The 22,242-nt window shown below is 68.9% G+C and carries 17 protein-coding genes; 7 read left to right on the plus strand and 10 right to left on the minus strand.

The features are described from left to right. Positions 1-8 precede the first annotated feature (8 nt). The 4 genes from AC10V3_RS03665 to AC10V3_RS03680 form a co-directional block, all read right to left on the minus strand. The gene (locus AC10V3_RS03665; RefSeq protein WP_349608943.1) at positions 9-398 is read right to left on the minus strand and encodes a GtrA family protein; all 390 of its coding nucleotides are present in this window, start codon (positions 396-398) and stop codon (positions 9-11) included. Next, positions 395-1,129, minus strand: coding sequence for a class I SAM-dependent methyltransferase (locus AC10V3_RS03670; protein ID WP_349608945.1), 735 nt, complete (start codon positions 1,127-1,129; stop codon positions 395-397). The genes AC10V3_RS03665 and AC10V3_RS03670 overlap by 4 nt, the downstream gene beginning before the upstream one ends. A gap of 26 nt (positions 1,130-1,155) precedes the next feature. Beyond that, positions 1,156-2,532, minus strand: coding sequence for a sigma-54 dependent transcriptional regulator (locus AC10V3_RS03675; RefSeq protein WP_349608947.1), 1,377 nt, complete (start codon positions 2,530-2,532; stop codon positions 1,156-1,158). Positions 2,533-3,860: 1,328 nt separating this feature from the next. Continuing rightward, a complete protein-coding gene (locus tag AC10V3_RS03680; protein ID WP_454751614.1) occupies positions 3,861-4,805 on the minus strand; it encodes a LysR substrate-binding domain-containing protein in 945 nt (314 codons plus the stop codon). A 69-nt stretch (positions 4,806-4,874) separates the two neighbouring features. Here AC10V3_RS03680 and AC10V3_RS03685 point away from each other — a divergent pair, with 69 nt between their 5' ends. Next, positions 4,875-6,152: an MFS transporter gene (locus AC10V3_RS03685; RefSeq protein ID WP_349608951.1), complete on the plus strand. Its 1,278-nt coding sequence runs from the start codon at positions 4,875-4,877 to the stop codon at positions 6,150-6,152. 18 nt (positions 6,153-6,170) lie between these two features. On the opposite strand, the gene AC10V3_RS03690 is transcribed toward AC10V3_RS03685, so the two are convergent. From AC10V3_RS03690 to hemL, 5 genes are all read right to left on the minus strand, one after another. Beyond that, positions 6,171-6,836: a methyltransferase family protein gene (locus AC10V3_RS03690; protein WP_349608953.1), complete on the minus strand. Its 666-nt coding sequence runs from the start codon at positions 6,834-6,836 to the stop codon at positions 6,171-6,173. 298 nt (positions 6,837-7,134) lie between these two features. Beyond that, complete coding sequence (locus tag AC10V3_RS03695) at positions 7,135-7,638, minus strand: TPM domain-containing protein (protein ID WP_349608955.1); 504 nt, start codon at positions 7,636-7,638, stop codon at positions 7,135-7,137. Between the two features lie 18 nt (positions 7,639-7,656). Beyond that, positions 7,657-8,520 carry a TPM domain-containing protein gene (locus AC10V3_RS03700; protein ID WP_349608957.1) on the minus strand — a complete coding sequence of 288 codons (864 nt, stop codon included), beginning with the start codon at positions 8,518-8,520 and terminating at the stop codon, positions 7,657-7,659. Positions 8,521-8,530: 10 nt separating this feature from the next. Then, the gene (locus AC10V3_RS03705; protein WP_022533829.1) at positions 8,531-9,145 is read right to left on the minus strand and encodes a LemA family protein; all 615 of its coding nucleotides are present in this window, start codon (positions 9,143-9,145) and stop codon (positions 8,531-8,533) included. Between the two features lie 100 nt (positions 9,146-9,245). After that, positions 9,246-10,538, minus strand: a complete 1,293-nt coding sequence (hemL, locus tag AC10V3_RS03710) for a glutamate-1-semialdehyde 2,1-aminomutase (RefSeq protein ID WP_022533830.1) — start codon at positions 10,536-10,538, stop codon at positions 9,246-9,248. A gap of 242 nt (positions 10,539-10,780) precedes the next feature. Here hemL and AC10V3_RS03715 point away from each other — a divergent pair, with 242 nt between their 5' ends. The 6 genes from AC10V3_RS03715 (at position 10,781) to AC10V3_RS03740 (ending at position 21,197) form a co-directional block, all read left to right on the plus strand. Further along, a complete protein-coding gene (locus AC10V3_RS03715; RefSeq protein WP_022533831.1) occupies positions 10,781-10,957 on the plus strand; it encodes a rubredoxin in 177 nt (58 codons plus the stop codon). 373 nt (positions 10,958-11,330) lie between these two features. Then, positions 11,331-11,819 carry a response regulator gene (locus AC10V3_RS03720; RefSeq protein WP_490923119.1) on the plus strand — a complete coding sequence of 163 codons (489 nt, stop codon included), beginning with the start codon at positions 11,331-11,333 and terminating at the stop codon, positions 11,817-11,819. Between the two features lie 30 nt (positions 11,820-11,849). After that, positions 11,850-12,221 carry a response regulator gene (locus AC10V3_RS03725; RefSeq protein ID WP_022533833.1) on the plus strand — a complete coding sequence of 124 codons (372 nt, stop codon included), beginning with the start codon at positions 11,850-11,852 and terminating at the stop codon, positions 12,219-12,221. A gap of 56 nt (positions 12,222-12,277) precedes the next feature. Next, positions 12,278-12,838 carry a chemotaxis protein CheW gene (locus tag AC10V3_RS03730; RefSeq protein WP_022533834.1) on the plus strand — a complete coding sequence of 187 codons (561 nt, stop codon included), beginning with the start codon at positions 12,278-12,280 and terminating at the stop codon, positions 12,836-12,838. A 105-nt stretch (positions 12,839-12,943) separates the two neighbouring features. Continuing rightward, a complete protein-coding gene (locus AC10V3_RS03735; protein WP_349608964.1) occupies positions 12,944-15,160 on the plus strand; it encodes a methyl-accepting chemotaxis protein in 2,217 nt (738 codons plus the stop codon). A gap of 142 nt (positions 15,161-15,302) precedes the next feature. After that, positions 15,303-21,197 carry an Hpt domain-containing protein gene (locus AC10V3_RS03740; RefSeq protein ID WP_454751615.1) on the plus strand — a complete coding sequence of 1,965 codons (5,895 nt, stop codon included), beginning with the start codon at positions 15,303-15,305 and terminating at the stop codon, positions 21,195-21,197. A 182-nt stretch (positions 21,198-21,379) separates the two neighbouring features. On the opposite strand, the gene AC10V3_RS03745 is transcribed toward AC10V3_RS03740, so the two are convergent. Beyond that, positions 21,380-22,183, minus strand: a complete 804-nt coding sequence (locus tag AC10V3_RS03745) for a hypothetical protein (RefSeq protein WP_022533837.1) — start codon at positions 22,181-22,183, stop codon at positions 21,380-21,382. Positions 22,184-22,242 lie beyond the last annotated feature (59 nt).

Genomic DNA, 22,242 nt, shown 5'->3' on the forward strand with positions numbered 1-22,242 from the left:
GGCGATGCCTAATCCCGGTACGTCCAGGCCCGGTGCGCAAGGTAGGTGAAGACCGGCACCGTCACCACGACGCAGGCCAGGCCCACCCAATAGCTGGCCCCCACGTACTGGGCGGTCCAGGAAATGCCCATGGTCTGGCACAGCCCGAGCAGGGATACGCCGGCAAAGCGGCCCAGGGTCCGGTGGCGCAGCTGTGAAGAGAAACTCCACAGGGTGTTGAGCAGATAGGAGCAGGCTGTCGCGCACACAAAGGCCACGCAGTTTGCCGTGACCGGTGAGGTCGCCAGCGCGGTGACCAGCGTCGCGGTGATGGCGACATGCACGCCCGTCGAGGTGGCGCCCGATACCAGGAAGCGTGTGACCCGGCGCAGTTCGGGCGCGGCGGTGCTGGCGTTCACGATGCGCGCATGACGGCCATCAGGGAAATGCCGAACGGCAGCGATCCGCGTGCCAGCCAGTGGCGTTCCGTGCTGAACAGGCGGTGCAAGGCGTGGTTGACGGGTTGGGGCGGGAGGCCCGCTCCCGTTGCCTTCTGGTTGCCGCTTAGCCGGTCGCCGACGCGGGCAGCAACCGCAAGCGGAAACAGCAGCGTATTGAAATAGGACATCCGTTGCACGCGCATGCCGCAGCGCGTGGCCAGCGCATGCAGCGAGCGCCTGCTGTAGCGGCGCTGGTGATGCAGGAAAACGTCGTGGGCGCTCCATAGCCATTGGTAGGCCGGCACGGTGATGAGCACGGCTCCGCCTGGCTTTAGCATCCTTGCCGCGCAGTCCAGCGACCCGGCGTCGTCGGCAATGTGTTCAAGGCAGTCCAGCAGGCAAACCAGGTCGAAGCTGTGCTCCGCGAATGGCATGTCGTCAGGGCATCTGCCGCTGCGGATGTCGCAGGCGCCGAGGGCCTTCTCGCGTGCCAGCCGCAGGGCAGTGCCATCCATTTCCACAGCGCTGACATTGCCGAAGCGCGAGAGCATCTCAAGGTTTCCGCCGGTGCCTGCCCCGATTTCCAGGATGGAAGCGTTGCGCGGCAACGCCAGGCCGGACAGAATCGTGGCGACGATTTCGCGCCGCCCCCGGAACCACCAGTGACAGGCTTCGGTTTCGGCCATCTCAAGGTAGGCATCAGGTGACATCGGTCGGCTCCTCCGCGATGGATCGGCTAGCCCTGCACGCAGATCAACCCCAGATCCCCCTTCTTCACCTGCAGCTTGTAATCCCGCATCAGCCGGAACAGCGTCACGCGCGAGATGCCAAGCTCTGCCGCTACATCGATCAGCCGCTCATGATGTCGCTGCAGCGCCTCGATGATGGCATGCTGCTCGGCCGCCTCGCGGATCGCCGCGAGCGTCATCGGGCGTTCCTCCACGGGCGCGGCCAGTTCCAGGTCGGCGGGCTGGATCACGCCGTCCTCGCACATCGCGGCGGCATGGCGGATCCGGTTGATCAGCTCGCGCACATTGCCCGGCCAGTTGTGCAGCTGGATCGCGCGCAGCGCGGTGGGCGAGAAGCCGCGGATGCGGGCCGGCGACTGCTTGCGCACGCCCTCCAGCACGTGCTCGGCGATAAGCATGATGTCGCTGCCGCGTTCGCGCAGTGGGGGCTGGCGCACGCGCAGTACGCACAGGCGGTGGTAGAGGTCGCCGCGGAAGCGTTCGGCGGCGATCGCCGCTTCCAGGTCCACGTGCGTGGCCGAGATGATGCGCACGTCCACCTCCACCGATTCGGTGCCGCCCAGCCGTTCGATGCGCCCGGTCTCCAGGAAGCGCAGCAGGCTGGTCTGGCTCTCCAGCGGCATGTCGCCGATTTCATCGAGGAACAGCGTGCCGCCCTGGGCCATCTCGATTCGGCCGGGCTTGCGCTTGGTCGCGCCGGTGAAGGCACCGCGCTCGTAGCCGAACAGCTCGGACATCAGCAGCGTGGGCGGGATGGCGGCGCAGTTGACCGCGACGAAGGGCTTCTGCGCGCGTTCGGAGGCGCGGTGGATCGCCTGCGCGGCCAGTTCCTTGCCGGTGCCGGACTCGCCCGAGATTAGCACCGGGGTATCCCAGCGCGACACCTTCTCGATGCCGCGGAACAGTGTCTGCATGGCAGAGCAGTTGCCGATCATGCCGTCGGCGCGCGTGGTGCCGGCCACCGGGCGCTGCACGCCGGGTCGCAGCTGCGCCATGCCCTGCGCATGGCCGAGCGAGTGCGCCAGGTCGGCGGGCTCGAACGGCGCGGTGTAGTAGTCGACGAAGTACAGCCCGAGCAGGCGGCGCGCCGCGTCGGTCAGCGCATCGCGGCTGGCGACGATGCCGATCCAGCCGATCTGGGGTTGCGAGAGCCAGGGTTCGAACGACTCCAGCTCGGCATCGCTGAAGCCACAGTGCAGGTCGAGCAGGGCGGCGATGGGCTGGGCGCCGTGTGGCAGCGCATTGAGGTCGTGCAGGTTCGACGCGAAGCTGATCTTCCAGCCCCGCTGTGCGAGTAGCCTGCATAGCATGGCGTCATGGTGCTGCGACAGGTACAGCAGCGGACGATTGGCATATGCGCTCATACGATTTCCCCGGATTTTTTTTGACGAAGCCGGCGCCGGCGGATGCCGTCACTGGCTTCGGTACTGCTAAGGCTTGCGCCGGCCGCATCGTTACGTTGCCACGGCCCGGCACCCTCCCGAAAACTTGTTCTCTTGCCGCCCGGGCGCCGCGCTGCACGGGCTGACCGGCCCGTTCCCTCCGCCGTCGCGGCCTCGCCCCTGATGATGGCGTCGGTCGCGACGGCGGCTGCTTCGCTGCGCCTGCATGGCAGGCCTTCGCTACACCCCGTTTTGTCAGGCGCTCCGGCGATGCCGGGCGGCTGTCTTGTTTTCTGTATGCCGCCCGGCTTGCCGTGGCGACGCGCAGTTTCCAGGCTTCACGGGCCGCTCACGCAAGCTTGCGGCCCGTGTCCCTGAAAGACCTCCTTCTGACCTTGCCGGCGGCCACGGCAAGGTGTCCACCGATGCGGGCCAGTCCCTGCCGCGTGACCCCTCGCTTACAGCGCCAGCCCGAATCCCGCCCTGGGAGTTTGCGGGGATCGTACTGAAACTGATCTTCGGCGACCCCGTGCCACTGTGTTGCCGCTTCGGTTCCAGTCGTCCCCCTGTTCCGGGCTTCTGTTCGCGCGGACATAAGTGCGACGAACGTGCCAGAGCGGGCTAAATCGTTGATAGCAAAGGAAAAGGCGAATTTCCGGCCAGTTGTGGCCAGGCCTCGGCGAGTTATTACGTTCCGTTTTTGATACGTCGACTGGCCATTTTGTGTTGCGATGCAGCATCTGTCCGAATTGTTATGGGACGTGTTACGCACGCTCAGCGCGCCGTAGGTGCGTCATACGATACTTAGCGCCGCTGAAGGCCATCCTAAAGAGGGGAGGCCGGATTTCAAAGGTTAGGGCGCCAGGGCTCTGATGCTGCACGCGGGTGATCTCGTCCAGGAGTTTCATCCTCGTTACAACGGCGTGAAGCGTGTACCCCGGCCACAGCCCCGGCGCAGCGGGAAAGACCTCAGCCTTTTGGCGCCGCGCGCCCCGCGCAGGCGTGGTCGGGCTGAGATAAACGCCACGTTGACAGGCCTTTGCACGAATCGAGGCACGACGGCCCCAGCCGTTTCTCATCTGTTTGGATGGGGTGGGCAGATTTTTCAAGGCGGTGGGCCCGGCGTGAAATATGGTTGCATTTGTGAAACTCGGGGCCAGTAGGCGCCCTTGATGTGCACGCCGCTGACACACCGCCGCTCAGCTCGCGTAAGACGCCAACCCGTTGATTTTGCTTGCGTGGACGAAAATGATTCGTATTGCCAACATCGGCGGGCGAATCAATTTCAGGAATGAAACTGCCCGCCACTGTCAGCGCCGGCAGCGTTCGTTGGCAGCGCTTCCCTGGCGCACCTGTTCCTGCAACCACGCGTGGAATTGCTGGATCGCTTTCTCGCGCGGATTGCCCTCGCGCCAGGTGACCCAGTACTGCAGGCTCGACGGGATGCGGGTGGGCCCGATCTGCACCAGCTCGCGGCTGGCCAGATAGTCGTGCGCCAGCTGCGCGCGCGCGGTCGCCACGCCCAGCCCGGCGACCGCGGACTGCAGCATCAGCCCGGCGTCCTGGAAGATCGGGCCGCGCTCGGGCTCGTCGCCGGGCAGGCCGGCGGCTTCGAGCCAGTCGCGCCAGGGCCGCAGCGCAAAGCGCAGCATCGGCAGGCGCGGCACGTCGGCCAGCGTGAAGCCGGGGTAGCGCGCCAGCAGCGCCGGGCTGGCCACCGCGATCACATGATCCTCGATCAGGTTGTGGCACTCGAAGCCGGGCAGGTCGATGCGCTGGTGCCAGATACCCACGTCTACGCTGTACGGGTCCGGCGGCGTGATCTCGGCGTGCAGGCGCAGGTGCAGGTCCAGCGACGGCACCTGCGCGTGCAGGCTGGGCAGCCGGCGGATCAGCCAGGCATTGGCGAGGTCGGCCATCACGCTGACCTGCAGCCGCACCACCGGCGGGGCGGCGCTGTTGCCGGCCTCGCGCAGCGCGCTTTCGAGGCTGTCGAGCGCGCCGCGCACCTGCTCGGCCAGCCGCGCGCCGGCGCTGGTCGGCGTCATCTGGTTGCCGGTGCGCTGGAACAGCTTGGTGCCCAGGCTGGTCTCCAGCCCGCGGATATGGTGGCTGATGGCGCTGTGGGTGAGTGCCAGCTCTTCCGCCGCGCGCGAGAAGCTGCGGTGGCGCGTGGCGGCCTCGAGCGCGCGTAGCGCTTGCAGGGGCGGCAGGTGGACGGGGCGACCGGCTCGACTGCCGGGAGAATTGGCCATGGCCGTCAAATTCTACTCACAATTGCGGCGGGTATCTTTCGTTGGCCTTGCACCGGAATGGGGAAGACAATGCAGGCCATGACGACCACCACGACGCCTGACTTGTCTTCCGCGCCGCCGGACCTGCAACCCGCTGCGCAGCCCGCCCGGGCCCGCTGGCGCGTGCTGGCGGTGTTCTCGCTGGGCTTTCTCGTCTCCTATGTGTTCCGCGGGGTCAACCTCGGCTTTGCGCCGTACCTGACGCGCGAGCTGGGCCTGAATGCCGGCGACCTGGGCCTGCTCACCAGCTTCTACTTCCTCGGCTTTGCCTGCGCCCAGCTGCCGGCGGGCATCCTGCTGGACCGCTACGGCCCGCGCCGCACCGAGGCGGCGATGCTGCTGGTGGCGGTGGCCGGCTCGCTGGTGTTCGCGATGGCGCCCGGCATGGCCGGGTTGGCCGCTGGCCGGCTGCTGATTGGCGTGGGCGTATCGGTGTGCCTGGGCGCGGCCATCCAGGCGTTGTCGATGTGGTTCCCGCTGTCGCGCATGCCGCTGCTCAATGGCGTGGTGATGGCCATCGGCGGGCTGGGCGCAGTGCTGGTCGGCACGCCACTGTCGTGGCTGCTGTCGCTCACCGACTGGCGCACGGTCAGCGCCGGGCTGGCGGGCGTCTCGCTGGCGATGGCGGTGCTGCTGTGGTTCGGCGTGCCCGACAAGCCGCGCGCCGGCAAGGAAAGCCTGCGCGAACAGCTGCGCGGCACGCGCCAGATCCTGGCGAGCGAGCGCTTCTGGCGCGTGGTGCCGCTGACGCTGCTCAACCAGGGCGTGTTCCTGGCGGTGCAGACGCTGTGGGTCGGGGCCTTTATGCGCGACGTGGCTGGCTTCGGCCCCGCCACCAGCGCGCGACTGGTCTCGGTGATCGGCTTTGCGATGATGGCCGGCTGCGTCGGCGCGGGCTGGGCCGCGCGCCACCTGGAGCGGATTGGCGTGAGCCTGTACGCCTTTGCCGGTGCGGGCATGACCGGCTTTATCGTGGTCCAGGTGCTACTGATGGCACAGGTGCCGCTGCCGCCGGCGCTGCTGTGGGCGGCCTATGGCGTGTTCGGCTCGAGCGGCATCCTGACCTATGCGGTGCTGGCGCGCAGCTTCCCGGACGCGCTGATCGGCCGCGCCACCACGGCGCTGACGCTGACGGTGTTCCTCGCGACCTTTGCCTGCCAGGTCGGGGTCGGCTTCGTGCTGGATTTGTGGCCGGCTACCGGTGGCCAATATCCGAAGGCAGCGCACCTGGCGGCATGGAGCGGACTGGTGGTGCTGCAGGCGCTGGCGGCGGTTTGGTATCTGATGGGCGCGCGCCGCCCCCGCTGACGATTGGGCAGGGGCCGCTCAGTAAACGCCCGGCAATGCGCGAAACCGTACAGTTTCGCGATACCGGCGGTACTCGGGATCATCGGACAGCAGCTTTTCTTCCCGATTTATCCGCACCGCCTGCAGGGCATACAGGCCGGCGTAGACAAGCAAGTTCTGCAACCCGAAGTTCGTTAGCAAAAAGCCGACGTCGGCGATGAAGTAGCCCAGGTAGATCGGATGTCGCACAAATCGGTAAGCGCCGTGCGACACAATCCCACGATTGGCAGGCAGTATCCCGAACGAGAAACGCAGCGAGACCTTTGCATAGATTTGCCACGAAATCCCGAGGATCTGCAGGCCAGCCCCGAACAGTTCGGGTACCAGGCTGTTCCCTGGCCCCAGGTTTACTCCAATGAAGTAGTACGAAGCTCCCAATGAGCAGAGTACTGTGACGGGATTCCAGTCTCGCTTCTTCGGAACCCGGACAAACAGGGACAGGCCAACCGTCAGGCAATTTGCCAATACGAGCAGCAGCAAGGTGATTCGCGTTGGGTCAGCAATCCACTGCCGGATTGCCGCGTATGCGAATAATGCGAACACCAAGGCGGTGGCAGCTCTGAGACCAGCCTCCAACAGCAATTCTCGAAGGTCTATTTTGGGCGCAGGTGCCCGCCGGTCTTTCTCCGCTGCGATTTCCAACATGGTCCTCCCCTTATTCAGCGGAGTCTGAATGCTCTACCTCTCTCGCTGTGATGCAGTTGTTCACCAAGCGTAGCCCTTGAGCGCTGGAGGTCATATCGGGCAAAAGTATGTTTCGCGCATGAAAAGCTCCCCTCTCACGCAAATGCTGGCACTGGCACTTGCGAGCTGATTCGGGAGAATGGGGAAATCGCGAAGAGAGCTGGGACACCGAAGGTCGGAACGGCAATCAGCGAGGCGGGCTCGCCGGCGCATCGCTCGCCATTGTGTTCAGGACCGATGGTGAAACCATAGACAGGCCCTAGAGCACGATCGGCCGGTCGTCCAGTTCGTTAGGGTTATACCCATCATCCGACGGGAAGTGCGTGGCCAGCAGGTCGTGGATGCGCGCCACCGTGGCCAGCACCGGCTCCACCGACAGGTTCTTCCTGAGTCCGCGCGCCAGCTCGTCGCACAGCTCGCGCCAGGTGTCGGCACCCACGCGGGCGTCGATGCCGCGGTCGGCCAGCAGCTCGACCGCATGGTCGGCCAGGTTGATATAGAGCAGCACGCCGGTATGGTCTTCGGTATTCCAGACTTCCAGCGCGCCGAACAGGAAGCGGGCGCGCTCGCGCGGCGTGACCCCGGCCCAGGCATCGCCGACTGGCATGCTGGCCTCGATTACCACGCGGATCTCGCCGCGGTGGCGGGCTTCACCGGCATGCACGGCCTGGTGCAGCTGCTTCTGCGCGTCAGGCGGGAAGTGCCGGCGCGCGGCGCTGGCCGTGGTGGCGATGTGGTGCAGTGCGCGTCGCAGATTCGGCATCGTCTGTATTCCTTGCTGTCACCAGTTGCCGGAGGCGCCGCCGCCATCGAAGCCGCCGCCGCCCCCGCCGCCAAAGCCGCCACCACCGCTGCCGCCGCCAAATCCACCACCACCGCCCCAGCCGCCACCGCGACGGCCCCAGTCCTGTCCCATGCCATAGCCGCCCAGCCCGCCCAGGCCGCCGGCGATCACATCGCGGCCGCGCCGGGTGGTGACGATCTGCGGGCCGCGCCGGCGCAGGATTGCACTGAGGAAGAAGAACACGATGATCGCCAGCGGGAACAGCACCGGCAGCAAGTCGGCCAGCGCGGACGCCTGCTGCACCTTGCGTGCCTGCGGGCCCGGCAGGCCTTCCTTGTCGATGGTGGCCTGGATCGCGGAGATGCCCGCAGCCAGCCCGCCGTAGAAGTCGTTCTGGCGGAAGTGCGGCGCCATGATGTCCTGCAGGATGCGCTTGGACATGGCGTCGGTCAGCGAGCCCTGCACGCCGCGGCCCACTTCCAGCCGCATCTTGCGCAGCCCCGGCGGGTTGTCCTTGGCGATCAGCACGATCACGCCGTCGTCGATGCCCTTGCGCCCGGCGCGCCAGGCGTCGGCCACGCGGATGCTGTAGGCGTCGATGGGCTCGGGGTCGGTGGTGGGGACCATCAGCACGAAGATCTGGCTGCCGCGCTGCTGCTCGTATTCCGCCAGCACGTTTTCCAGCGCGCCGCGCTGCTGCGGCGTCAGCGTGCCGGTCAGGTCGGTGACGCGCTGGGTGAGCGGCGGCACCGGCACGAACCCGTCAGCCGCCAGCGCCGGGCCGGACAGGATTGTCGCCAGCCACAGCAGGGCGACGGCCAGCCAGCCCAGCCGCAGGCGCGAGCGCAGGGTGTGGCCCATGTGTGCAGCCTCAGAACTTGACCGCGGGCGGCGTGGAGATGGCCTTCTCGTTTTCCACCGTGAACGACGGCTTGACCGGGTACTTGAAGATCATCGCCGTCAGGTTGGTCGGGAAGCTGCGCGCCAGGATATTGAAGTCCTGCACCGCGGCGATATAGCGCTGGCGTGCCACGGTGATGCGGTTCTCGGTGCCTTCGAGCTGCGACTGCAGGTCGCGGAACGAGGCATCGGCCTTCAGTTGCGGGTAGTTCTCGGACACGGCCAGCAGGCGCGACAGTGCGCCGGACAGTTCGCCCTGCGCCTGCTGGAAGCGCTTGAAGGCTTCCGGGTCGTTCAGGGTCTCGGGCGAGACCTGGATGCTGGTGGCGGCGGCGCGGGCCTTGGTCACCGCTTCGAGGGTCTCGCGCTCGTGCGAGGCGTAGCCCTTGACGGTGTTGACCAGGTTGGGGATCAGATCGGCGCGGCGCTGGTACTGGTTGATGACTTCGCTCCAGGCCGCCTTGACCGCCTCGTCCTTGGACTGGAAGTCGTTGTAGCCGCACGCGGACAGCAGGCTGGCCATGACCGCCAGCAGCAGCCAGCGGAAGACGGATAGCGGCGAGGACAGGGACGAAGAGGCGCGCATCGGGAAACTCCGCGGGTTAGACATGGATTAAGCGAATCCCAAGTGTAGCGCACCGCCCATGTGGCAGGCGGCGCCCCGGGCGCCGCCCGCCTGACGGGGCTCAGCCGGCCGCGAACGCCTTGCGCGCGGCGTCGAGCGTGGCCGCCAGGATGGCGTCGTCGTGCTGCGCCGAAACAAAGCCGGCCTCGAATGCCGACGGCGCCAGGTAGACGCCCTGGTCCAGCATGGCGTGGAAGAAGCGGTTGAAGCGCGCGGTGTCGCTCTTGGTCACCTCGGCAAAGCTGCCGGGCACGCCGTCGCGGAAGTAGATGCCGAACATGCCGCCGACCGCATCGGCCGCGAACGGCACGCCGGCGGCCCTGGCGGCTTCGGCCAGGCCATCGGCCAGCTTGCGCGTCTGCGCCGCCAGCCGGTCGTGGAAGCCCGGCGCCTGGATCAGCTTGAGCGTGGTCAGGCCCGCGGCCACCGCCAGCGGGTTGCCCGACAGCGTGCCGGCCTGGTAGACGCCGCCCAGTGGCGCCAGTTTGGCCATGATGTCGCGCCGCCCGCCGAAGGCCGCGGCCGGCATGCCGCCGCCGATCACCTTGCCCAGGCAGGTCATGTCCGGCTTGATGCCGTAGTGCGCCTGCGCACCGCCCAGCGCCACGCGGAAGCCAGTCATCACTTCGTCAAAGATCAGCACCGCGCCGTCGCGCGTGCACAGCTCGCGCATGGCCTTCAGGAACGCATCGGTGGCGCGCACCAGGTTCATGTTGCCGGCCACTGGCTCGACGATCACCGCGGCGATCTCGCCGGCATGCTTGGCAAAGGCTTGCTCGAGCTGCTCGACGTTGTTGTACTCCAGCACCATGGTGTGGCGCGTCACGTCCGCCGGCACGCCGGCCGAAGAGGGCGCATTCTGCGTGGTGTCGGCAAAGGTCAGCAGGCCCGAGCCGGCCTTGACCAGCAGGCTGTCGGCATGGCCGTGGTAGCAGCCCTCGAACTTGATGATCAGGTCGCGGCCGGTAAAGCCACGCGCCAGGCGCAGCGCGCTCATGGTGGCCTCGGTGCCGGAGGAGACCAGGCGCACCTGCTCGATCGACGGCACCAGCTTGCAGATTTCCTCGGCCATCACGATCTCGGCCTCGGTCGGCGCGCCAAACGAGAAGCTGTGCGTGGCGGCTTCCTGGATGGCACGCACCACCTCCGGGTGGGCGTGGCCGACGATCATCGGGCCCCAGGAGCCGATGTAGTCGATATAGCGCTGGCCGTCGGCGTCCCACATATAGGCTCCCTCGGCGCGCGTGATAAAGCGCGGCGTGCCGCCCACCGAGCGGAAGGCGCGCACGGGCGAGTTGACGCCGCCGGGGATGGTCTGCTGGGCGCGGTCGAAGAGCTGCTGATTACGGGACATGGCGTTGAGGTGGGAATCAAGTCTGCGGAGAACGTGTCCGGCTGGGCCCGGAGCTTGTCGTTGACATGCGGCAAGAACAGCTGAATTTCGCTGCAATTGGCTGCCAATCATGCGCTAACAGGGTGCTAACAGGCGCGAACACGGCGGAACTGGCACGATTCCGGCGGTCGCCGGCTGGCGTCGGCGTCACGGTTTCGGTACCATCTGCGCTGGATTTTAATGGAGAGTGGCCAGAGCCTGTTATGGACGAAGAATTCAAAACTTGGATGTGCCTGATCTGCGGCTGGATCTACGACGAAGCCACAGGCGCGCCGGAAGACGGCATCGCCCCCGGGACCCGGTGGGAAGACGTGCCCATCAACTGGACCTGCCCGGAGTGCGGCGCGCGCAAGGAAGATTTCGAGATGGTTGCCATCTGACGAGCCCGGCGGGGCGGCAGGCGCCATGTCGGCTGCACGCCATCGAGGCTTCACAGAAAAGCCGCATACTGGCCGCGCGCGTCGCGCCAATGCGACAGAACGCCGACAAGGGCCCGCCGGACCGGATTGACGGCCCCCCGGCGTCTTGTCACACTCTGTTGCAAAATGACTGGCCGTCCATCCGCCATCGGTGGGGAAGACGGCAGGCAGGTGCGGGTTCCACGCACCGCCGCTGCCGGGCACAGCCCGGCCTTGAAGGGAAATAAGAATTTGTCGGGGGTCCGTCGGGGCGCGCATGGGTCGCGCTGCTTCGCACGGGTGTTCTCAAGTGATTGCCGGCGCTCTGCATGGGGCAGCTGGTCGCGGGAACAACATGCGGGTCGCTCAAACAGAAGAAAACCAGCGGGTCACTGCCGCCGGCGTCCACGCGACGCCTGGCAATTCCACACCAGATGCCACGGCGCCGCCGCGCCGCAAGGTGCTGGTGATCGACGATTCCAGCACCATCCGCCGCACGGCGGAGATATTCCTGTCGCAGGCGGGATACCAGGTGACGCTGGCCGAAGACGGCTTCGAGGCGCTGGCCAAGGTCGGCGATCTGCATCCGGACCTGGTCTTCTGCGACATCCTGATGCCCCGGCTCGACGGGTACCAGACCTGCTCCCTGATCAAGAAAAGCCCCCGGTTCCATGCCATCCCCGTGATCATGCTGTCCTCTCGCGACGGCGTGTTCGACCGCTCGCGCGGCCGCCTGGTCGGCGCGCATGACCACCTGGCCAAGCCGTTCACCCGTGAAGCGCTGCTGCAGGCCGTGCAGGGCTGCCTGTCGTGCCAGGCCGCGGGTGCCGTGCTGCCGGCCTGAGTGAACCGAACTGCATCGAAGGAAAACCTCATGACTGCCATCAACAAGATCCTGATCGTCGACGATTCCCCGACCGAAGCCCTGTTCATGTCCGACCTGCTCGGCAAGCGCGGCTTCAAGGTCGCGGTCGCCGGCAACAGCGACCAGGCCTTCGCGCGCCTGGAAGCCGAGAATTTCGACCTGATCCTCATGGACGTGGTGATGCCCGGCCAGAACGGCTACCAGGCCACCCGCGCGATCAAGCGCGACGACCGCTTCAAGGACATCCCCGTGATCATGTGCACCAGCAAGGGCCTGGACACCGACCGCATCTGGGGCATGCGCCAGGGCGCGTCCGACTACATCGTCAAGCCCGTCGACGGCGAAGAGCTGCTGGGCAAGATCGCCGCGCTGTCGCACTGATTTCGCGCGCGCATGCCGTACGGGATGCCGCCGCCACCTGTTCCGGGGACCGCCAGATGAACGCGCCACGCCAAGACCTCCGTGCCCGCCAGACCCGCTTGCAGGACTACCAGGCCATGCTGGCCCGGCGCCTGCGCGAGGCGCGCAGCCTGCCCGCGGCCGACAGCTACCTGGCGCTGCAGGTCGGGCCGCGCAACTGGTTGCTGCCGCTGGCCGACACCGGCGAGGTGCTGGACATGCGCGCGCCCAGCCGCGTGCCGCTGACACAGCCGTGGTACAGCGGGCTGGTCAACGCGCGCGGCAGCCTGCTTGGGGTGATCGATTTCAGCCTGTTCTGCGGCGGCGCGCCGACGCCGGTGCAGCCGGGCAGCAAGATCGTGGTGCTGTCGCGCCAGGTCGAGCGCGCCTGCGCCATCCTGGCCACGCGCGTGGCGGGTTTGCGCCATGCCGCCGACCTGAGCCTGCCGCACGGCGACGCGACGACGCCGTCCGCCGCCACGCGGGCCTGGGAGGGCCAGCGCTTTGCCGACCGCGACGGGCGTGACTGGCAGGTGCTGGACGTGCGCGCGCTGCTGGACGCCCCGGCGTTCCTGCAGGTAGGACGGGGCGCGGCCTGAGGTCCCGCAACAAAACAAATAACAATAACGAAGCGCAGGCCACGGCCTGCCGCACCCGGCAACGAGCCGCCGGGCACGACAACGAATAAAACGGAAGAGGGTGCTATGGGTTTCAAGAAAATCAGCCTGGGCCGGCGCAAACCGGCAGCGGATGCGGCCGCCGGCCTGGTGACCGAGCCGGGCATGGCCTATGCCGGCGGCCCGGAGCCCGCACCCGTCCCATCCGCCGCCGCCAGGGGGCTTGGCGCCACGCCGCTGGAGCAGGTCACGGCCTGGCTCGGGCGCATGCCGTTCTCGTCCCAGCAGCGGGCGCTGACGGTGGGCGTGGTGGTGTCGCTGGTGGCGCTGCTGGGCTCGGTGTACATGGACAACCGCATCGCCAACAACGCCGCGGCGCAGATCGAGATCGCCGGCGACATGCTGATGCACTCGCAGCGCCTGGGCAAGGCGGTGCCGGTGGCGCTGCTGGGCAATGCGCAGGCCTTCACGCAGCTGCGCCAGTCCAAGGACGCGCTCGCCGGGGACCTGAAGGCGCTGCAGGACGGCAGCGACGAGAAGCGCGTGCGCGCCAGCTCCGGCGCGGCCGCGCCGCTGTTGGAAACCGCGATGCAATCGTGGAAGCGCTCCGAGAAGAGCGCGGCTGACGTGCTGGCGCAGCAGCCGGTGCTGACCACCATCGGCCAGACACTGCAGATCTTCAACGCCTCCAACCCGGAGCTGCTCGAATCCGCCGAACAGGTGGCCGCGATCAAGCTGCAGTCCGGCGCCAACGCGCGCGAGGTGGCTGCTTCCGCGCAGCTGGTGATGCTGACGCAGCGCCTGGGCAAGAACCTGAACGAGTTCCTGGCCGGCGAAGGCGTCAATCCCGAGACCGCGTTCCTGCTGGGCAAGGACACCAACACCTTCCGCGAGACGCTGGACGGCCTGCTCAACGGCAGCGAGGCGCTGCGATTGTCCGCGGCCGCGGACGAAGAGACGCGCGGCTACCTGCAGCAGCTGTTGCAGCGTTTCGAGGCGGTGCAGAAGACCACCCAGACCATCCTGCAGAACCTGCCCGGCCTGATTGCGGCAAAGCGCGCGCAGCAGCAGATCTTCAACGACAACGAGGCGCTGCGCGGCGAGCTGTCGACGCTGCAGCGCGCCTATGCCGAGTCGGCGCGCTTCCGCCCGGTGACGCTGGGCGCGACCGTGGTGTCGGCGCTGATGACGCTGCTGTGCCTGGTTGGCCTGGCGGCGCTGTACCTGCGCGATTCGCGCACGCGCGCGCTGGAAGCCGAGGCGCGCGAACGCGAGGCCGAATCGCGCCGCCTGGAAGAAAAGCGCAACAACGACAACACCCAGAAGGCAATTCTGCAGCTGATGAACGAGCTGCAGGACATCGCCGACGGCGACCTGACGCGCCAGGCCACCGTGACCGAGGACATCACCGGCGCCATTGCCGACTCGGTCAACTACACCGTGGAAGAACTGCGCGAGCTGGTCGGCCGGGTGCAGCAGACCGCCGGCGAGGTGACGCAGGCCTCGGGGCAGGTGCAGTCCACCTCGACCCAGCTGGTATCGACCACCGAAGAGCAGTCGCGCCAGATCCGCCAGACCGGCGAATCGGTGGTGGAGATGGCCGACCGCATCACGCAGGTATCGCGCGGCGCTGCCGAGTCGGCCAACGTGGCGCGCGCCTCGCTGTCTGCTGCCGAGCAAGGCCAGCAGGCGGTGCAGAACGCCATCACCGGCATGAACGACATCCGCGAGCAGATCCAGGAAACCTCCAAGCGGATCAAGCGCCTGGGCGAGTCGTCGCAGGAGATCGGTGAAATCGTCGAGCTGATCTCGGACATTACCGAGCAGACCAACGTGCTGGCACTGAACGCCGCGATCCAGGCCGCGTCGGCCGGCGAGGCCGGGCGCGGTTTCTCGGTGGTGGCAGAAGAAGTGCAGCGGCTGGCCGAGCGCTCCGGCGAGGCGACCAAGCAGATCGGCGCGCTGATCCGCACCATCCAGACCGATACCCAGGATGCGGTGCACGCGATGGAGCGCAGCACCCAGGGCGTGGTCGAAGGGGCGCGGCTGTCTGACAACGCTGGCGCCGCGCTGGTCGAGATCGGCCGCGTGTCGCGCCAGCTCGCCGAGCTGATCGAGCAGATCTCGCAATCGACCTCGCATGAGGCCGACCTGGCCACCACCGTGGCCCGCCATATCGAGCGCATCCTGCAGGTCACCGAGCAGACCACCACCGGCACGCGCCAGACCGCGCAGTCGGTGCGCCAGCTGACGCTGCTGACCGAAGAGCTGCGCAACTCCGTGTCGCGATTCAAGATCGTCTGAGTGGCCGGATGACGCCTGCGACCGCTTCCGCGCATAGCGGCCCCCGCTTTGGCCACGCCTGCAAAGCCAACTCAGCGCCGGCCCGGCCCCGCCGTGGCCGGCCGCCCGCGGCCGCCCCCGTGGCGCCGCAATGGAAGCCGTCATGTCCCTGAATTTCCCTGTTCCGCGCGATGCCGCCGAAGGCGGTGCCTCGGCCGCCGGTCCCTCCGTCCCTTCCGGCCCGGCATGGCCGCAACCGGAGCCTGCGCCGCAACCTGGCGCGGCGCACGCGCTGCAAGATGCCCCCGCGGCGCCGCCGGCGCGCGACCTGTCCGGCCTGGCGTGGCTTGCCCCCAGCCTGCGCAGCGCGCTGGAAGATGCCGCCACCGAGCTGGGCCACTATGTCGATGAGGTACGCCAGGCGCCCGAGGCGCTGGGCGCGCGCGACACCACCTCGCTGCGGCTGGCCGGCCAGCACCTGCACCAGGCCGCCGGCGCGGTGCATATCGTCGGGCTGCGCGGCACCGACCCGTATTGCCAGGCCTTGCGCCGCCTGCTGGATGCCATCGACGCCGGCACGGTCGCCGCGGGCCCCGAAGCGCTGGCGGTGTTCCGCGCCGGCGTGCAGGCGCTGGCCGAGTATGTCGACGACCTGATGGCCGGCGACGACGAAGCGCCGCTGCGGCTGTTCCAGCCCTATGCGGGCGTGCTCGGGCTGCTCGCAGAAGAGCGCGTGCACCCGGCTGACCTGTGGCTCGATGAGCTGCAGATGCTGCCCGGCATGCTGCTGCCGGCAAAGAGCCCAACCGCGGTCACGCGCGCGCGCCAGCAGTTCGAAGCAGCCCTGCTCAAGGCGCTGCGGCTCCCCCCGGCGTGCGCTGACGGCGCGCTGCTGCGCGAAGCCTGGCTGCCGCTGCGTGCGGCACTGGACGCGGTACGCACCAACGAGCAGGAGGCGCGGCGCGCCACCGACCACCCTGACCGCGACGTCTGGCATGTGCTGGGGCTGGCCTTCGCGGCGCTGGCGCATGGCCTGCTGCCATCCGACCTGCTGGCCAAGCGCTTTGCCGGGCGTGTCAACCTGCTGCTGCGCCAATACCTGCAAGGGCAGGTGCGCGTGCCGCAGGCGCTGCTGAACGACGCGATGTTCCTGCTGGTGTGCACCGGCCTGGCGGGAATCCATGCGCAGGATGATGCGGCCGTGGCGGCATTGCACGCGGACATCGCGCGCACGCTCGAGGCCTTCCGCCTCGATGCCGCGCACGCCGTCGCCAATGCCGACTTCCGGCTGCGCTACTACGGCTGGCTCGACCTGATCGATACGCGCAACCTGCAGCAAGCCGCTGCTGGGCTGGAACGCGCGGCCGCCGGCGACCAGGCCGCCTGGGAAATCGCGCTGGCCGCGCTCGCCGAGGCCGCGCTGCCGCTGGCGCAGCCTGCGTTGCAGCGTTGCCTGGCGCAGGCCGTGACCCAGGGCTGGGAACGCGCGCGGGGCGAGGCGCTGGGCGCCACCGGTATCGCGCTGTTCCTGTCGCGCGCGCTGGCGCTGCCGTGGCGCGTGCACGGGCAATCCGCGCATCCCGCGGCGGCGCGCTTTGCCGCGCAGTGCGATGCGCTCGCCGACTGCCTGGCCGATCCCGGCGCGCTCGCGCCGGCGTGGCTGGCGCGCATGGTCGAGGAGGCGCGCGCGCAGGCGCTGCGCAGCGAGGCCGTGGCGCAACTGCGCGCGCAGCTCGACAGCGGCGAATCGTGGCTCGACAGCTACGACCGCAATGCCGCGCGTGCCGACGGCGCCGGGCACCTGCGTGATGCGCGCGAGGCGTTCGCCGCGCTCGGCGCCACGCTGTCACAGCTCCCAGGTTCCGCGGCGCTGCCCGAGGCGCTTGCCGCCGACGCCGCGCAGGCCGCCGCCGCGGTACAGGCCGTCAATGCGCGCCTGGCGGAGCCCGGCGATCTTGCCGACGCCGGCGCACGCGCCGCGCTGCTGGGCGCGGTGGCGGCGGAACTCGGCGTGGTCCATGCCTTTGCCGATACCCTCGAATTCGGCCGCATGCGCCGTGCCGACGCGCTCACCGAAGCCGGCGCCAGCGACGACGCGCAGGCCCCCCAGCATCCGCTGGACGCCGCGCGTGCCGCCGCCGAGGAAGCGATCCGCACCGGTGCCATCCCCGATGCGGCGCCGGTACAGCGGCTGCGCTCAGCGCTGCAGGCCCTGGCCGACCAGGCTGCCATCGACGACGATGCCGCGCTGCGCCGCCAGGCCGCCGACGCCATCACGCAGTGCAATGCGTGGCTGGCGGGCAGCGACGAGGCGGGCGGGCGCCTGGTGGTCGCGCTGGCCGCTGCGATGCCCGAGCCCGCGCCCGCACCGACCCCGCCGGCCGCGCAGGGCATGCCCGCCGCGGGCGACAGCGCGGCCATCGACGCCGAACTGCTCGATATCTTCCTGAACGAGGCCGACGAGGTGCTGGGCGGCATTGCCGGCGACCTCGGCTCGGGCCTGGAGATACTGCGCGAGGCCGACACGCTCAGCCGCGTGCGGCGCGCCTTCCATACGCTCAAGGGCTCCAGCCGCATGGTCGGCCTGCATCGCTATGGCGAAGCCGCGTGGGCGGTGGAGCAGGTGATGAACCTGTGGATCGCCGAAGCGCGCGAGCCGGTGCCGGCACTGTTGTCGCTGCTGCGCCGCGCGCATGCCGAGCTGTCGGCGTGGGTCGCGCAGCTGCACCGCGACGCGGCCGCGTGGCACGACATCGCGCCGCTGGTGGCAGCCGCCGCAGCGGTGCGCGATCCGGCCGCGCCGCCGGCCGGAGATGGCGCTGCGGGCTTGCCTGAAGCCGAGGCGCCGGCTGCCGAAGCGCCGCTGGCGGATGCCCCGGCCGATGCGGTGGAAAACGTGCCGGCCGAGCTCTCAACCGAGCCGTTGACCGAGCCGTCAACCGATAGCGGCGACGACAACGTCATCCCGTTCCGCCTGTCCGGCGGGCTGTCGAGCGAGGACGACCACTACAAGGTGATCGGGCCGGTGCGCATCGGCCTGGCGCTGTACAACGTCTACCTGCAGGAGGCCGACGACCTGCTGCGCCAGTTCACCACCGACCTGTCCGAGTGGCGCCACGAGGGGCATCCGTGCCCGAGCGAACTGGCACTGCGCGTGGCCCACACGCTGCAAGGCAGCGCCTCGACCGTGGGGCTGGAGCCGGTGCGCGAGATTGCCGAGGCGCTGGAAGCGCTGCTGCTGCAGCTCGGCTCCCACCCGGTGGTGATGCATCCGGGCGACTTCCGCCTGCTCGAGCAGGCAGTCGAGCGCCTGCGCGGCATGCTGCACCAGTTCGCCGCGGGCGTCTGGCCCGATGCCGACGCCGGCTTGCGCCGCAGCCTGGTGGAGTTCGGCGAACGGGCGCTGCTGCGCCCGCGCGTGGCCGTGCCCGCGCCGCAGGCACCGGCTGACGCCGATGGCTCGGTGGCGCAGCTGTTCGGGCAGCCGCCGGTGCAGCAGGATGAGCCGCCGCAAACGCCACCGGCGCCGCCGCCCACCCCGCACGATGCCGTGGTGATCGCGCTGCCGACCGCGCACCGCTTGCCGGTTGCGCCGGCGCAGCATGAAGACGGCGCGGAAGGCGCACCCGATCCGGTGCTGGTGCAGATTTTCCTGGAAGAGGCGCAGGGCACGCTGCCCGAGCTGGGCAAGCTGGTGCGCACCTGGGAAGCCGCACCTGACGAGGCCAGCCATGGCGGCCTGGTGCTGCGCGCGCTGCATACGCTCAAGGGCAGCGCGCGCATGGCCGGCGCGATGGCGCTGGGGCAGGCCGCGCATGAGATGGAAACGCTGCTGGACGCCAGCCTGCGCGGCCAGGGGCCGTTGGGTGTGGGGCCGCAGCTGTTCCAGCGGCTCTATGCCTGGTACGACCGCATCCTCGCGCATGCCGAGGCGCTGCAGGCGGGCCGCCTGCTGCCGGCCGACGATCCGGATGTGGTCAATGGACTGGCCGAGGCGGCGCAGGACGCAGAGGCCGAGGCCGCTGCCCCGCAGGCAACCGAAACCGTGGCCCCGGCGGCCAACCTGCCGGCCGTGCCGGGACCCTCCGACGTGATGGTCACGCTGCCGGCAACGCCCCTGGCGCCCGCAGAACCGCCACGCGCGCTGGTGCGCGTGCAGGCGCGCGCGCTCGACACACTGATCAACGAGGCCGGCGAAGTCGGCGCCACGCGCGCGCGGCTCGACAGCGAACTGGAGGCGATGCGCGCCTACCTGGGCGAACTGAACGACAACGTCGCGCGCCTGCGTGGCCAGCTGCGCGAGATCGAGATCCAGGCCGAGTCGCAGATGGCCTCGCGCATCGCCGATGCGCAGCACAAGCAGGAATTCGATCCGCTCGAGTTCGACCGCTTCACCCGCTTCCAGGAACTGACGCGGATGATGGCCGAGTCCGTCAACGACGTGGCCACCGTCGAGCAGAACCTGCAGCGCGGCTTCGACCGCGCCGCCGGCGACCTGGCCGCGCAGGCACGGCTGACGCGCGGGCTGCAGCGCGGCCTGATGCAGGCGCGCATGGTGCAGTTCGACGCGCTGGCCGAGCGGCTCTATCGCGTGGCGCGCCAGGCCGCGGCGGAGACCGGCAAGGAAGTGCGGCTGCTGATCAAGGGCGGTACGGTGGAAATCGACCGCTCGGTGCTCGACCGCATGGCCGGCCCGATCGAACACCTGATCCGCAACGCGGTGGTGCACGGCATCGAATCGGCCGCGCAGCGCCGCGCCGCGGGCAAGCCCGTCACCGGCGCACTGACGCTGGAGGTGCAGCAGGAAGGCAATGAGGTGGTGCTGCATTTCGTCGACGACGGCGGCGGGCTGGACCTGGCGCGCATTCATGCGCGCGCGGTCGAGCGCCGGCTGCTGGCGGCCGATGACGAGGGTAGCGAAGCGCGTCTCACCGAGATGATCTTTACGCCCGGCTTCTCCACCGCCGAGGCCGTGTCGGAACTTGCCGGCCGCGGCGTGGGCATGGATGTGGTGCGCGCCGAGACCGTCGCATTGGGTGGGCGCATCTCGCTGGATTCAAAGGCCGGTCAGGGCACTACCTTCACCGTGCACCTGCCGCTGACCACGGCGATCACGCAGGTGCTGGTGATCTCGCTGGGCGGGCGGCTCTATGCGGTGCCCAGCGGCATGATCGACCAGGTCCAGCAGCTGCGCACGCAGGCGCTGCTGGAGGCGTACAACCAGGGCCGCCTGCCCTTCTCCGGCGCCGAGGTCCCGTTCTACTACTTCGGCGCGCTGCTGGAAGAAGGCAACGCCGTCACCGCGGGCCGCAAGTACTCGCCGGTGGTGGTTGTACGCAGCGGCGCGGAACGCGTGGCGGTGCATGTCGACGAGGTGGTCGGCAACCGCGAAGTGGTGGTCAAGCATATCGGCCCGCACCTGGCGCGGCTGGAAGGCATTGCCGGCGCGACCACGCTGGGCGATGGCGAGATCGTGCTGATCTACAACCCGGTGGTGCTGGCGCAGCGCTTCGTGCGCGAGCGCGGTCCGCAGGCACTGCCGGCAGTGCCCACGCAGGCCGCCCCGGCGCAGCTTGGCGCGGTGGCGGAACTGGGTGGCGATGGCAGCGCCAAGCCGGTGCCGGGCCTGGCCATGCAGCCGACGGTGATGGTGGTGGACGACTCGCTGACCGTGCGCAAGGCCACCCAGCGCCTGCTGAGCCGCGCCGGCTACCAGGTGGTGCTGGCGCGCGATGGCGTGGACGCGCTCAAGCAGCTGCAAGACGTGATGCCGGATGCGATGCTGGTGGATATCGAGATGCCGAACATGGACGGCTTCGACCTGACCCGCAACGTGCGTTCCGATTCGCGCACCGCGCATATGCCGCTGGTGATGATCACCTCGCGCACGGCGGACAAGCATCGCCGCTATGCGGAGGAGATCGGCGTCAACGTGTATCTGGGCAAGCCTTATAACGAGGATGAACTGCTGGGGACGTTGCACCGGTTGCTGGGTGAGCGGGCGGCGGGGACGGCGGGGTCGGTGGCGCAGATGCTGGGGGATGGGCCGGCGGCTTGAGTCGCGCTGCGTAGTGCGCGCTGGCGGTTTGCTCCCTCTCCCGCAAGCGGGAGAGGGAGCCTGTTACTAGCAATTAATAGCCCGTCGTCCTACCAAGGGCCCTAAACACAAAAAAGCGCGACATCCAAGATGCCGCGCCTTCCTTCCTCCTCCATCGGCCGCGCCGCGAACGGCGCGCGCCATTACCAGCGCATCTGCGCGTTCTTGCCACCAGTACTGACCGTCGCCGTCTTGGTCAGGCCCTTGTAAGTCGCCCGCACGTTATACGTGCCCTGCGGCGCCTTCACCAGGCAACGCGGCCCGTCGGCGACAAAGCTGGCGACTTCCTTGCTGCCGCGCATCAGCTTGACGTCGACATCGGACAGGTATTCACCGCGCTCGCCCTGCGTGAAGAGCAGGCTCATGTTGTAGTTGCGCGCCTGTGACTGCAGCTTGACCTGTTCATCCTCGGCCACGCCGCCGCAGATATAGGTGACCGCACCAGCGGTACGCTGCACCATCGCATCACGCGGCGGCGGGGGTGCCGGCGTGGCCAGCGGCGGGCGCGGCTGGGCCGGGGCGGCGGTAGGCGGTGGCGCCGGTACGGTCGGCGGCGTGCCGCTTGGCGCCGGCAGCGGCGATGCCGTCGGCGGCGGGGCTGCCGTGCCCGGCGCAGTCATGCCCGGAGCGGGCTGCGCAGTAGCCGGCGGCATGGTGGTGGCCGGGGCAGGGGCCGGCATCGTGGCACCCGGTGTCGGCGCCATGGTGCTGTCCGGTGCAGTCGCAGCGGGGGCTGGCGTCACGGGCGCAGGCGTGGCCGGCGTCGGCGCAGGGGTGGCTTCCACCACCGGCGCCTGCGCATGGCTGGCGGCCGGCATGAAAGCGAGCAGCGCTACTACGCCGGCACCGAGCGCGATCACCAGGCGCTTGACGCGCGAGCGTCGCGCCAGGCGGGCTTCAACGCGCTCGAGCGAACGGGTAGGGGCAAACGGGGGACGTTGCGGCATCGTGGCCTCCTTGGCGTATCTCGGAATCAGATGCCCCGGAGGACCCCGTGGGGATCACT

The organism is Cupriavidus sp. PB-02, assembly GCF_058252315.1.

Excerpts from the sequence above, each read along its gene's own strand:
- AC10V3_RS03670 (WP_349608945.1), bottom strand. The coding sequence starts at position 1,129 with ATGTCACCTGATGCCTACCTTGAGATGGCCGAAACCGAAGCCTGTCAC.
- AC10V3_RS03675 (WP_349608947.1), bottom strand. The coding sequence starts at position 2,532 with ATGAGCGCATATGCCAATCGTCCGCTGCTGTACCTGTCGCAGCACCAT.
- AC10V3_RS03680 (WP_454751614.1), bottom strand. The coding sequence starts at position 4,805 with ATGGCCAATTCTCCCGGCAGTCGAGCCGGTCGCCCCGTCCACCTGCCG.
- AC10V3_RS03685 (WP_349608951.1), top strand. The coding sequence starts at position 4,875 with ATGCAGGCCATGACGACCACCACGACGCCTGACTTGTCTTCCGCGCCG.
- AC10V3_RS03690 (WP_349608953.1), bottom strand. The coding sequence starts at position 6,836 with ATGTTGGAAATCGCAGCGGAGAAAGACCGGCGGGCACCTGCGCCCAAA.
- AC10V3_RS03695 (WP_349608955.1), bottom strand. The coding sequence starts at position 7,638 with ATGCCGAATCTGCGACGCGCACTGCACCACATCGCCACCACGGCCAGC.
- AC10V3_RS03700 (WP_349608957.1), bottom strand. The coding sequence starts at position 8,520 with ATGGGCCACACCCTGCGCTCGCGCCTGCGGCTGGGCTGGCTGGCCGTC.
- AC10V3_RS03705 (WP_022533829.1), bottom strand. The coding sequence starts at position 9,145 with ATGCGCGCCTCTTCGTCCCTGTCCTCGCCGCTATCCGTCTTCCGCTGG.
- hemL (WP_022533830.1), bottom strand. The coding sequence starts at position 10,538 with ATGTCCCGTAATCAGCAGCTCTTCGACCGCGCCCAGCAGACCATCCCC.
- AC10V3_RS03715 (WP_022533831.1), top strand. The coding sequence starts at position 10,781 with ATGGACGAAGAATTCAAAACTTGGATGTGCCTGATCTGCGGCTGGATC.
- AC10V3_RS03720 (WP_490923119.1), top strand. The coding sequence starts at position 11,331 with ATGCGGGTCGCTCAAACAGAAGAAAACCAGCGGGTCACTGCCGCCGGC.
- AC10V3_RS03725 (WP_022533833.1), top strand. The coding sequence starts at position 11,850 with ATGACTGCCATCAACAAGATCCTGATCGTCGACGATTCCCCGACCGAA.
- AC10V3_RS03730 (WP_022533834.1), top strand. The coding sequence starts at position 12,278 with ATGAACGCGCCACGCCAAGACCTCCGTGCCCGCCAGACCCGCTTGCAG.
- AC10V3_RS03735 (WP_349608964.1), top strand. The coding sequence starts at position 12,944 with ATGGGTTTCAAGAAAATCAGCCTGGGCCGGCGCAAACCGGCAGCGGAT.
- AC10V3_RS03740 (WP_454751615.1), top strand. The coding sequence starts at position 15,303 with ATGTCCCTGAATTTCCCTGTTCCGCGCGATGCCGCCGAAGGCGGTGCC.
- AC10V3_RS03745 (WP_022533837.1), bottom strand. The coding sequence starts at position 22,183 with ATGCCGCAACGTCCCCCGTTTGCCCCTACCCGTTCGCTCGAGCGCGTT.